Below are 11,679 nucleotides of genomic sequence, written 5' to 3' on the forward strand. Positions count from 1 at the left end.
TAACAATTACTGGGGCTTTCCTCCGGGCTTTCGTTCTGTTCTTGCGTTTCCGACTCTATCAGACTCTTTCGTGTCCGATTCCCGGTCGAAGCGGGTTTCGCTTTCCAGTTCTTCGCTTTCGCGTTTCCCTTTCCTGCGATTCCAACTCTACCAGATCATTTCCGCGCCTATCCGGCTTGGATTTGAATTGGACGGCCTTGGAGAGCCATTCCCTTTCGGGCGAGCCAGACAATATCAGGTTTCCCCGGTCTGGATTCCCACCCGCCCGCATCGGACCGTCCGGGCACAGATCTGTGCCGGAGTGCCGTGCGAGGTGGAGACGTAAACGTACTGGAGCGGGGCCCCCGGATGCAAATCCGGTTGCCCCGCTCCGGTGTGGTCGCTACGGCGAGGATCAGACCTCGACGACGACCGGGAGGATCATCGGGCGGCGGCGGTAGCCGTCCGAGACCCACTTGCCCATCGTGCGGCGGATGAGCTGCTGGATCTGGTGCGGCTCGGCCACACCGTCCGCGGCGGCTCGGGCGATGGCTTCCTCGATCTTCGGCAGGACCGAGCTGAACGCCGAGTCCTCGATGCCGGAGCCGCGGGCCTGGATGTTCGGGCCGCTGACGATCTTGCCCGTGGTGCTGTCCACCACGACGTAGACCGAGATGATGCCCTCGTCGCCGAGGATCTTGCGGTCCTTGAGGTGGGCTTCGGTGACGTCGCCGACCGAAAGGCCGTCCACGTACACGTAGCCGGCCTGGACCTTGCCGGAGATGCGGGCCTTGCCGTCGATGAGGTCGACGACGACGCCGTCCTCGGCGATGACGATCCGGTCCTTCGGTACGCCCGTCAGGGCGCCGAGCTCGGCGTTGGCGCGCAGGTGGCGCCATTCGCCGTGGACCGGCATCAGGTTCCGCGGCTTGCAGATGTTGTAGAAGTACAGCAGCTCGCCTGCGGAGGCGTGGCCGGAGACGTGCACCTTGGCGTTGCCCTTGTGCACGACGTTGGCGCCCCAGCGGGTCAGACCGTTGATCACGCGGTAGACCGCGTTCTCGTTGCCCGGGATGAGCGACGAGGCCAGGATGACCGTGTCGCCCGGGACGATCCGGATCTGGTGGTCGCGGTTCGCCATGCGGGACAGGGCCGCCATCGGCTCGCCCTGCGAACCCGTGCAGACCAGGACGACCTCGTTGGCCGGCAGGTCGTCGAGGGTCTTGACGTCCACGACCAGGCCGGCGGGAACCTTCAGGTAGCCCAGGTCGCGGGCGATGCCCATGTTGCGGACCATCGAGCGGCCGACGAAGGCGACCCTGCGGCCGTACTCGTGCGCGGCGTCGAGGATCTGCTGGATGCGGTGCACGTGGCTCGCGAAGCTCGCCACGATGATCCGGTTGTTGGCGTTGGCGAACACCGTGCGCAGCACGTTGGAGATCTCGCGCTCGGGCGGGACGAACCCCGGGACCTCGGCGTTCGTCGAGTCCGAGAGGAGAAGGTCGATGCCCTCTTCGCTCAGGCGCGCGAAGGCGTGCAGGTCGGTGAGGCGGTTGTCCAACGGGAGCTGGTCCATCTTGAAGTCACCGGTGCACACGACCATGCCGGCGCCGGTGCGGATGGCCACGGCCAAGGCGTCCGGGATGGAGTGGTTGACCGCGATGAACTCGCAGTCGAAGGGGCCGAGGTTCTCGCGCTCGCCTTCCTTCACCTCAAGGGTGTAGGGGCGGATGCGGTGCTCCTGGAGCTTCGCCTCGATGAGGGCCAGCGTCAGCTTGGAGCCGATCAGCGGGATGTCCGGCTTCTCCCGGAGGAGGTAGGGGACGGCGCCGATGTGGTCTTCGTGGCCGTGCGTGAGGACGATGCCCTCGATGTCGTCGAGGCGATCCCGGATGGACGAGAAGTCCGGCAGGATCAGGTCGATGCCCGGCTGCTCCTCTTCGGGGAAGAGGACGCCGCAGTCGACGATGAGCAGGCGGCCGTCGAACTCGAAGACGGTCATGTTGCGGCCGATCTCACCGAGCCCGCCCAGCGGGGTGACCCGAAGGCCGCCCTTGGGGAGCTTCGGCGGCGGACCGAGTTCAGGATGCGGATGGCTCAAAAGGTTCTCCTTCACCACGCGCGGCCACGTACCCGTCGAGGCACATGGCGCGCATGTCATTCGTGCACTTGCTGTTGTCTTGTGTGGTTCCGCTTATTCAGTTGTGAAGTCTGGTGTCAGAGCTGTACCCCGCCGGCGGCAAGATCGATCTTGAGCTGCGCCGTCTCTTCGGTGGTCAGCTCGACCAGCGGGAGCCGCAGCGGGCCCGCGGGCAGGCCCTGCAGGTTCAGTGCGCCCTTGGTGGTGATCACACCCTGGGTGCGGAACATGCCGGTGAAGACGGGGAGCAGCTTCTGGTGGATCTCGGTGGCCTTCTGGACGTCGCCGCCCAGGTGGGCCTCGAGCATCTCGCGGAGCTCGGGGCTGACCACGTGACCGACCACGGAGACGAAGCCGACCGCGCCGACCGACAGGAGCGGCAGGTTCAGCATGTCGTCACCGGAGTACCAGGCCAGGCCGCTCTGCGCGATGGCCCAGCTTGCGCGTCCGAGGTCGCCCTTGGCGTCCTTGTTGGCAACGATACGGGGGTGCTCGGCCAGCCGGACGAGTGTTTCCGTATTGATCGGGACTCCGCTGCGGCCCGGGATGTCGTAAAGCATGACCGGGAGCTCGGTGGCGTCGGCGATCGCCGTGAAGTGCCGGAAGAGGCCCTCCTGCGGCGGCTTGCTGTAGTACGGGGTGACCGCGAGCAGGCCGTGGGCGCCGGTGCGCTCGGCCTGGCGGGCCAGCTCGAGGGTGTGACGGGTGTCATTGGTGCCGATGCCGGCGACCACGTGGGCCCGGTCTCCGACCGCTTCGAGTACGGCTCGTACGAGGTCGTTTTTCTCCGCGTCAGTGGTGGTCGGCGACTCACCGGTGGTTCCGTTGATGATCAGGCCGTCGTTGCCTGCGTCCACCAAGTGGACGGCGAGCTGCTGCGCGCCGTCGAGGTCAAGTGCGCCATCCGCCGTAAACGGCGTGATCATGGCGGTGAGGACCCGCCCGAAGGGGGTCTGCGGAGTCGAGATCGGAGCCATGGGTAACACGCTACTCGCTGCCATGCTCGCGGTGTCCCCTCGGGGGACGTGATGAGGGTGTTGGAGCCCGGCACTGCCTGCTCGGGGGTTCAAGCAGTGCCGGGTCCGTTTGATCAGCCTAGATGAACTTTACGAAACGTGGCAATACGGACACTTCGGACTTGATCCGTACATCCGTGCGGAAACGCCTGATTCAGGCTTACGGGGCACTGCGGTCGACCGCGGGAAGGGCGTGGCCCTTCTCCCCGCCGGAGCCGCTCCGGCGGGGAGAAGGGCCGGACGGCAGGGCCGAACGGGCAGCCGGCGGTTCTCGGGGCTCGTGGCCGGCGGAGCTGACGCGGCGCCATAAAGTTTGGTTAATGTCCCGAAAATCGGCACCGATCGGGCCTTTCGTACGTCCTACCCGGTAGAACGTCCGTCCGTCCTGCCCCCACTGCCCCAGGGCCCTGACCGTGAGGAGAGTCGTCCCCGATGTTCCGCCGGCGCGAACCCGTCCCGTTCGCCTTCGTCGCCGAGGCCGACCGATTCCGCAGCAACGTCACTCCGCCGCCGCGCGAGAGACTGGGCAAGACCCAGATCGCCGCCCGTAGTCTGGTCGGACTGACCGTCGTGGCGGGCCTGGTCGGGTCCCTGCTCTTCGGCATCCCCGCCCTGCAGCCGAGCCACGCACCGGCGAAGTCGCAGCAGTCGGAGGCCTCCGAGGGGCGGTAGCCTCACGGCACAGCCCAACCGAACGTGCATGTGAGTGAGGTCCTGCCGTGCCCCTGCCCTTCTTGACGGCCGACAGCGCATTCGACGCGCACGACAACGGGGAGACGCTCCCCTACGAAGACCCCGACCGCTGGCGTCGCCCCTACCGCCCGGGGCCCTGGCGGGTGGCCATCGCCGCGGTGCTGCTCCTGCTGGGCTCGTTCATGCTGTTCGCCACGGTGATCATCGTGGCCGCCGGCACCTGGACCGGCGCCCTGGGTGGCCTGCTCGCCTCGCTCGCCGTGGTCGGCTCCGCCCTGCGGCTGCTGCGCACGGGCGTCTGGGTGAGCCCCAAGGGGCTGCGCGTGGCGGGGTTCTTCACGACCCGCTCCATCCCGTGGAGCCAGGTCGGCGAGGTCCGCACGGTGCAGCAGCCCGTGCGCTGGCTCGGGCTGCCGAGGACCGTGCAGGGCCAGGCCCTGACGGTGGCCGCGCGCGGCGGGGCCGAGCTGCCGGTGCTGCTGACCGACCACAACGCCGATTTCCTGTCGCGGACCGAGGCCTTCGACCGGGCCGCCGACTCCGTCGAGGCCTGGGCCGAGGAGTACCGGGCCGTACCGGCCTGAGGCCGCGCGCGCCCGGCCGCCCCTGAGGGCGCGTCACCCGCACGGGAAGCCCGTACAGGCTCAGGCCCGTACGGGCTTCCCGTCGTGCAGGGAGATGGCCCGCTGCATGGCCTTGCGGGCCCTCGGAGTGTCGCGGGCGTCGTGGTAGGCGACGGCGAGGCGGAACCAGTTCCGCCAGTCCCCCGGCGCGTCCTCCGTCTCGGCCCTGCGGCGCGCGAAGACCTCGTCGGCAGAGTCCCGCAGGATCCGGCCGTACGTGTCCCGCTCCAGCTCGTCCACGGGCAGTCCGCCCTCGGCCTCCAGCTCGGTCGCGAGCTGGTTGGCCCTGGTGACGAACTGGGTGTTCTTCCAGAGGAACCAGACGCCGATGACCGGCAGGATCAGCACGGCCACCCCGAAGGTGACGGTGAGCCAGGTCCCGTGCCGGATCAGCATCAGGCCCCTGCTGCCGACCAGGACGAAGTACACGACCAGGACCGCGGCCGTGATGAAGTAGAGGATCTTCGCGCGCATGGGTGCCGCCGCCTGCTCGTCAGCCGAGTTCGAGGAAGTTTTCCAGGCCGAAGGTGAGGCCCGGGGTCTGCGTCACGCGGCGCGCGCCGAGCAGGATGCCCGGCATGAAGCTGCTGTGGTGCAGGGAGTCGTGACGGATGGTCAGGGTTTCGCCCTCGCCGCCGAGGAGCACCTCCTGGTGGGCCAGCAGGCCGCGGAGGCGGATCGCGTGCACCGGGACGCCGTCGACGTCCGCGCCGCGCGCGCCGTCGAGCGCGGTGGCGGTGGCGTCGGGCTGCGCTCCGAGGCCGGCTTCCGCGCGGGCGGCCGCGATGAGCTGCGCCGTCCGGGTCGCGGTGCCGGAGGGGGCGTCCACCTTGTTCGGGTGGTGCAGTTCGACGACCTCGACGGACTCGAAGTAGCGCGCGGCCTGCGCGGCGAACTTCATGGTGAGGACGGCGCCGATGGAGAAGTTCGGGGCGATGAGCACACCGGTCGCCGGGGAAGCGGCGAGCCAGGTGTTCAGCTGGGCGAGGCGTTCCTCGGTCCAGCCGGTGGTGCCGACCACTCCGTGGATGCCGTGGCGGACGAGGAACTCCAGGTTCTCCATCACCGAGGCGGGGGTGGTCAGCTCGACCGCGACCTGGGCGCCGGCTTCGGCCAGCGTCTCCAGCTTGTCTCCGCGGCCGAGGGCGGCCACCAGTTCCATGTCCTCGGCGGCCTCGACGGCCTTGACCGCCGCGGAGCCGATGCGGCCCTGGGCGCCGAGAACTGCCACGCGCAGCTTGCTCATGTCATTCCTTAAAGTGCGTACGGGCCCGGGCCCTGTCCCGGGGCCCGGGCGACGTGCTCCTGAGTGGGGCCTGGCTAGGCGACGGCCTCGTCGAGACGGGCCGCCTGCTTCTCCTTCAGGGGTCCGATCACCGCGAGCGAGGGCCGCTGCGCCAGGACGTCCTGCGCGACCGAGCGCACTTCGTCCGGGGTGACGGCGGCGATCCGGGCCAGCAGGTCGTCGACCGACATCTGGTCGCCCCAGCACAGCTCGCTCTTGCCGATGCGGTTCATGATCGCGCCGGTGTCCTCCAGGCCGAGGACGGTGGAGCCGGACAGCTGGCCGACGGCCCGCCGGATCTCCTCGTCGGTGAGCCCGTCGGCGGCGACCTTGTCCAGCTCGTCCCGGCAGATCCGCAGTACGTCGTGGACCTGGTTGGGGCGGCAGCCGGCGTAGACGCCGAAGAGGCCGGTGTCGGCGAAGCCCGAGGTGTACGAGTACACGCTGTAGGCGAGGCCGCGCTTCTCGCGGACCTCCTGGAAGAGGCGGGAGGACATGCCGCCGCCGAGCGCGGTGTTCAGTACGCCGAGCGCCCAGCGGCGCTCGTCGGTGCGGGCCAGGGCCGGCATGCCGAGGACCACGTGGGCCTGCTCGGTCTTGCGGTTGACCAGCTCGACGCGGCCGGAGGTGCGGATCCGCTTGGTGCCGCAGCGCGGGCCCACCGGTTCGGCGTCGGTGCGGGTCAGGGCGCCGGCCTTCTCGAAGGCCGCGCGGACCTGGCGTACGACCTTGTTGTGGTCGACGTTGCCCGCGGCCGCCACGACCAGGTGGGTGGGGTCGTAGTGCTTCTTGTAGAAGCGGCGGATCCGGTCGGCGGTGAGCGCGTTGATCGTGTCGACGGTGCCGAGGACGGGGCGCCCGAGCGGGGTGTCCCCGTACATGGTCTGCGCGAACAGGTCGTGGACCATGTCGCCCGGGTCGTCCTCGGTCATCGCGATCTCTTCGAGGATGACTCCGCGCTCGGCGTCGACGTCGGATTCGAGGATCAGCGAGCCGGTGAGCATGTCGCACACGACGTCGATGGCCAGCGGCAGGTCGGTGTCGAGCACCCGCGCGTAGTAGCAGGTGTACTCCTTCGCCGTGAAGGCGTTCATCTCGCCGCCGACCGCGTCGATCGCGGAGGAGATGTCGAGGGCACTGCGCTTCTCGGTGCCCTTGAAGAGGAGGTGCTCCAGGTAGTGCGTGGCGCCGTTCAGCGAAGGCGTCTCGTCCCGGGAGCCGACGTGCGCCCAGATCCCGAAGGTGGCGGAGCGGACGGACGGCAGGGTCTCGGTGACGACGCGCAGTCCGCCGGGGAGGACCGTGCGACGGACGGTGCCGATGCCGTTCGCGCCCTTGAGCAGTGTTTGGGTACGGGCGACGGCCCGCCCCTCCGAAGAGGGGCGGGCCGTCACACGGGAACTACGCGACATCACTTGTCGGAGTCGTCCTTGTCAGCGTCGTCACCGGCGGCCTCGCCGTCGATCACGGGGACCAGGGAGAGCTTGCCGCGGGAGTCGATCTCGGCGATCTCGACCTGGACCTTGGTGCCGACCGCGAGCACGTCCTCGACGTTCTCCACGCGCTTGCCACCGGCGAGCTTGCGGATCTGCGAGATGTGCAGCAGGCCGTCCTTGCCGGGCATGAGGGAGACGAAGGCACCGAAGGTGGTGGTCTTGACGACCGTACCCAGGTAGCGCTCGCCGACCTCCGGCATGGTCGGGTTGGCGATCTGGTTGATCGTGGCGCGGGCGGCCTCGGCGGCCGGGCCGTCGGCGGCACCGATGTAGATGGTGCCGTCGTCCTCGATCGTGATCTCGGCGCCGGTGTCCTCCTGGATCTGGTTGATCATCTTGCCCTTGGGGCCGATGACCTCACCGATCTTGTCCACCGGGATCTTGACGGTGATGATCCGGGGGGCGAACGGGGACATGGCGTCCGGCGTGTCGATCGCTTCCATCATCACGTCGAGGATGTGGAGGCGGGCGTCGCGGGCCTGCTTGAGGGCGGCGGCCAGAACCGAGGCCGGGATGCCGTCGAGCTTGGTGTCCAGCTGGAGCGCGGTGACGAACTCCTTGGTGCCGGCGACCTTGAAGTCCATGTCGCCGAAGGCGTCCTCCGCACCGAGGATGTCGGTGAGGGCGACGTAGTGGGTCTTGCCGTCGATCTCCTGCGAGATCAGGCCCATGGCGATACCGGCGACGGGGGCCTTGAGGGGCACACCGGCGTTCAGCAGCGACATGGTGGAGGCGCAGACCGAGCCCATGGACGTCGAGCCGTTGGAGCCGAGAGCCTCGGACACCTGGCGGATCGCGTAGGGGAACTCCTCGCGCGTCGGGAGGACCGGCACGATCGCGCGCTCGGCGAGCGCGCCGTGGCCGATCTCGCGGCGCTTCGGCGAACCGACGCGGCCGGTCTCGCCGACCGAGTACGGCGGGAAGTTGTAGTTGTGCATGTAGCGCTTGCGGGTCACCGGGGAGAGGGTGTCCAGCTGCTGCTCCATGCGGAGCATGTTGAGGGTGGTGACGCCCAGGATCTGGGTCTCGCCACGCTCGAACAGCGCCGAGCCGTGCACGCGCGGGATGGCCTCGACCTCGGCGGCGAGGGTACGGATGTCCGTGATCCCGCGGCCGTCGATCCGGACCTTGTCCTTGATGACGCGCTCGCGGACCAGGGCCTTGGTGAGGCTGCGGTACGCGGCGGAGATCTCCTTCTCGCGACCTTCGAAGGCCGGGAGGAGCTTCTCGGCGGCGATCTCCTTGACGCGGTCCAGCTCGGCCTCGCGGTCCTGCTTGCCCGCGATGGTCAGCGCCTGGGAGAGGTCGCCCTTGACGGCGGCCGCGAGGGCCTCGTACACGTCGTCCTGGTAGTCCAGGAAGACCGGGAACTCGCCCTCGGGCTTGGCGGCCTTGGCGGCCAGGTCGGCCTGGGCCTTGCAGAGGGCCTTGATGAAGGGCTTCGAGGCGTCGAGGCCGGCGGCCACGACCTCCTCGGTCGGCGCCTCGGCGCCGCCCTTGACCAGGGCGATGGTCTTCTCGGTGGCCTCGGCCTCGACCATCATGATCGCGACGTCGCCGTCCTCGAGCACACGGCCCGCGACGACCATGTCGAAGACGGCGTCCTCGAGCTCGGTGTGCGTCGGGAAGGCAACCCACTGGCCGCGGATCAGCGCGACGCGGACGCCGCCGATCGGGCCGGAGAAGGGCAGGCCGGCCAGCTGGGTGGACGCGGAGGCGGCGTTGATCGCCACCACGTCGTACAGGTGGTCGGGGTTGAGCGCCATGATCGTCGCGACGACCTGGATCTCGTTGCGCAGGCCCTTCTTGAAGGACGGGCGCAGCGGGCGGTCGATCAGGCGACAGGTGAGGATCGCGTCCTCGGAGGGGCGGCCCTCGCGGCGGAAGAAGGAGCCGGGGATCTTGCCGGCCGCGTACTGCCGCTCCTCGACGTCCACCGTCAGGGGGAAGAAGTCGAGCTGGTCCTTGGGCTTCTTCGACGCGGTGGTGGCGGAAAGCACCATCGTGTCGTCGTCCAGGTAGGCAACGGCGGAGCCGGCGGCCTGGCGGGCCAGACGGCCCGTCTCGAAGCGGATGGTGCGGGTGCCGAAGGAACCGTTGTCAATGACGGCCTCGGCGTAGTGGGTCTCGTTCTCCACTAGCGTTTTCTCCATTTTCGTCGTCTCCGTCCGCCACCCGTGTGGTGGTGGACGGTTGCGGAGAAGCGCTCCTGGCGTGCGGGCCGGTCTTCGATCGAAGCAGCCGGGCGAAGCCACGTGGGGCTTTCCGGATGCCACTACCGAGGACCGGCGGCGTAGGGAGGGCGCTCCTCCTCTTCAGTTGTGCACGTCTTCCGACGTGGACGCTTCCAGACTACAAAGCGTCCGGTCCGTCGCGCACGTACAGCAAAGGGAGCGGCCCACTCAATGTGGGAACCGCTCCCTTCACAGCGTCTTTACTTGGCGCCGGCCGCACCGCGGCGGATGCCGAGGCGCTCGACCAGCGTACGGAAGCGCTGGATGTCCTTCTTGGCCAGGTACTGCAGCAGGCGGCGACGCTGGCCCACCAGGATCAGCAGACCACGACGGGAGTGGTGGTCGTGCTTGTGGAGCTTCAGGTGCTCGGTCAGGTCCGAGATGCGGCGGGACAGCATGGCGACCTGGACCTCGGGGGAGCCGGTGTCGCCCTCCTTGGCACCGAACTCTGCGATGAGCTGCTTCTTGACTGCGGCGTCGAGCGGCACGCGTACTCCTTGTAATAGGTCTACATAGCCACCGAGTGCCCCAGGTCGAATTCTCTGGGGATCTTCCGTAACTCGGGAGGCGGGGTCCGCTGAGCGCAGCCTCCAGAAGGTTCCGGGGGCGCGTACACAAACGGCCGTCACACAGCGTACCAGGCTGCCGCAGGCCCTCGTCTCAGCTGGTCAGAGCCCGGGCCTTGGCGTAGACGTCGAGCACGGCCAGGGTCAGCGGGACCAGGCTGAGCAGGACGGCCGCCTCGGTGAGGTCGAGCATCCGCCCCCAGAAGGGTGACAGACCCTTGCGGGGAATGACCAATGCAATTCCGGCGAGGAGGGCCGCGCCGGCGGCGACGGCGGCGGAGAGCCAGAGCGTACGGATCTCCAGGCCGCTGTGGTCCCCGTAGAGGACGAGGTCCTTGAGCAGGGCGGCCGGCGGGTGCATGGCGAGGCCCAGGACGAGCAGGCCGAGGGCGGCGAAGCCGGCCACGAGGGCGCAGGCGACCTGGGAGGTGTAGCGGAAGAGGCGGGCGCGCAGCAGCATGGCGAGCCCCGTGGCCAGGGCCAGGAGCCGGGCCCAGGTGTCGTCCGAGAAGCCGAGGACGGCGGCGGAGCCGACGGCGACGGCCGCGCAGCCTCCGACGAGGCCGAGGAGCATCTCGTGGCCGCGACGGGCCTGGGCGGCGATGGCCTCGGCGTCGAGCGGGGCTGCGGAGTCGTGGCCGTCGGTCGCGGAGCGCTCACCGTACGGCTCGCTCTCGTAGCGGTCCGGGGTCTCGTACTCGGCCGTGGCGCTCTGCGGGGCCGCGTAGCCGATGGGGAGCCGGGCGAACCGGGCGGAGAGGCCGGGCAGGAAGGCGACGAGGCCGATGGCGGCGGGGGCGCAGACGGCCGCCGCGGAGGTCGCGCCGGCGTCGGCGGTGATGGCGGCGAACGTGGCCAGGGTCCCGGTGGCGGCGAGGAAGGTGGTCGCGACGAAGGGGGCGTCGCCGTCGAGGGTGAGGGCGACGAGGGCGACGGAGGCGACGAGCACGCAGACGCAGCCGAGGAGGAACTGGAGCCGGCCGGGGCCCTGGCCCGCGGCGGGGGCGATGATGCCGGAGCCGGCGATCAGCAGGTGCGGTACGGCGGCGAGGCCGAGGGCGACGGCGGAGCCGCGGTCGCGGTAGACCCGGGCGCGGACGCCGGCGGTCGCGGTGAGGAGCGCGCCGATGGAGCCGGCGATGATGCCGGGCAGTCCGTGCATGTCGTGCAGGACCGGGTCGGCGTACCAGAGGACGAATCCGAGCAGGACGAAGAGGACGGCGGCGCCGGTCAGGCCCGCGCCGCGCAGCATGTCGTCGCTCCAGCGGTGGCGGTCGCGCACCACGGCGGCGGCGACGGCGTCGGAGACGTCGTCGAAGACGGCGGGCGGCAGCGATTCCGCGAAGGGGCGCAGGCTCAGCACCTCGCCGTCCAGGACCTGCTGGGCCGCGAGGGTGCGGGCGCCGTCGAGGACGGTGCCGGAGCGCAGGACCAGGTGGAAGCCGGTGGGTGCGCCGACGGGCTGGGTCTGGCCGGTGAGGCGCAGCAGCTCGGGGTAGATGTCGGCGACGGCGATGTCCTCGGGGAGGGCGACGTCTATGCGGCTGTCGGGAGCCACGACGGTGACCCTGCGGAAGCCGGTCGCCTCGGCGGTGTTCACCTGATGCCCCCCGGTGGGTGTGTGCGCTGGTGTGCGTGTGGGTGCGC

The 11,679-nt window shown here is 69.6% G+C and carries 10 protein-coding genes; 2 read left to right on the forward strand and 8 right to left on the reverse strand.

Annotated features, from left to right (window positions below; all coding sequences use genetic code 11):
- Window positions 1-394 precede the first annotated feature (394 nt).
- A complete protein-coding gene (locus tag AC6CKD_RS27365; protein ID WP_498330798.1) occupies window positions 395-2,080 on the reverse strand; it encodes a ribonuclease J in 1,686 nt (561 codons plus the stop codon).
- 116 nt (window positions 2,081-2,196) lie between these two features.
- On the reverse strand, window positions 2,197-3,096 hold the full coding sequence (gene dapA / locus AC6CKD_RS27370) for a 4-hydroxy-tetrahydrodipicolinate synthase (protein WP_498330800.1): 900 nt from the start codon (window positions 3,094-3,096) through the stop codon (window positions 2,197-2,199).
- A 471-nt stretch (window positions 3,097-3,567) separates the two neighbouring features.
- Between dapA and AC6CKD_RS27375 the strand changes: the two genes are divergently transcribed.
- Together AC6CKD_RS27375 and AC6CKD_RS27380 are read left to right on the forward strand one after the other, a co-directional pair.
- Complete coding sequence (locus AC6CKD_RS27375) at window positions 3,568-3,807, forward strand: hypothetical protein (protein ID WP_498330801.1); 240 nt, start codon at window positions 3,568-3,570, stop codon at window positions 3,805-3,807.
- A 47-nt stretch (window positions 3,808-3,854) separates the two neighbouring features.
- A complete protein-coding gene (locus tag AC6CKD_RS27380; protein WP_498330803.1) occupies window positions 3,855-4,412 on the forward strand; it encodes an SCO5741 family PH domain-containing membrane protein in 558 nt (185 codons plus the stop codon).
- Between the two features lie 60 nt (window positions 4,413-4,472).
- Here AC6CKD_RS27380 and AC6CKD_RS27385 read toward each other — a convergent pair whose 3' ends face one another.
- The 6 genes from AC6CKD_RS27385 to eccD form a co-directional block, all read right to left on the reverse strand.
- Window positions 4,473-4,925, reverse strand: coding sequence for a hypothetical protein (locus tag AC6CKD_RS27385; protein WP_498330805.1), 453 nt, complete (start codon window positions 4,923-4,925; stop codon window positions 4,473-4,475).
- A 19-nt stretch (window positions 4,926-4,944) separates the two neighbouring features.
- Entirely contained in the window at window positions 4,945-5,697 is a 753-nt protein-coding gene (gene dapB / locus AC6CKD_RS27390) for a 4-hydroxy-tetrahydrodipicolinate reductase (protein ID WP_498330806.1), read from the reverse strand.
- Between the two features lie 74 nt (window positions 5,698-5,771).
- A complete protein-coding gene (locus AC6CKD_RS27395; RefSeq protein WP_498330807.1) occupies window positions 5,772-7,151 on the reverse strand; it encodes a M16 family metallopeptidase in 1,380 nt (459 codons plus the stop codon).
- On the reverse strand, window positions 7,148-9,370 hold the full coding sequence (locus tag AC6CKD_RS27400) for a polyribonucleotide nucleotidyltransferase (RefSeq protein ID WP_498331013.1): 2,223 nt from the start codon (window positions 9,368-9,370) through the stop codon (window positions 7,148-7,150). The genes AC6CKD_RS27395 and AC6CKD_RS27400 overlap by 4 nt, the downstream gene beginning before the upstream one ends.
- Window positions 9,371-9,666: 296 nt before the next feature.
- Entirely contained in the window at window positions 9,667-9,954 is a 288-nt protein-coding gene (rpsO, locus tag AC6CKD_RS27405; protein ID WP_267758433.1) for a 30S ribosomal protein S15, read from the reverse strand.
- 172 nt (window positions 9,955-10,126) lie between these two features.
- Window positions 10,127-11,632, reverse strand: a complete 1,506-nt coding sequence (gene eccD / locus AC6CKD_RS27410) for a type VII secretion integral membrane protein EccD (RefSeq protein ID WP_498330808.1) — start codon at window positions 11,630-11,632, stop codon at window positions 10,127-10,129.
- Window positions 11,633-11,679 lie beyond the last annotated feature (47 nt).

Source organism: Streptomyces sp. GQ60 (genome assembly GCF_059758875.1).

What these genes read in the sequence shown, in the direction of transcription:
- dapB (WP_498330806.1), bottom strand. Translation starts at nt 5,697, where the DNA reads ATGAGCAAGCTGCGCGTGGCAGTTCTCGGCGCCCAGGGCCGCATCGGC.
- dapA (WP_498330800.1), bottom strand. Translation starts at nt 3,096, where the DNA reads ATGGCTCCGATCTCGACTCCGCAGACCCCCTTCGGGCGGGTCCTCACC.
- AC6CKD_RS27385 (WP_498330805.1), bottom strand. Translation starts at nt 4,925, where the DNA reads ATGCGCGCGAAGATCCTCTACTTCATCACGGCCGCGGTCCTGGTCGTG.
- AC6CKD_RS27375 (WP_498330801.1), top strand. Translation starts at nt 3,568, where the DNA reads ATGTTCCGCCGGCGCGAACCCGTCCCGTTCGCCTTCGTCGCCGAGGCC.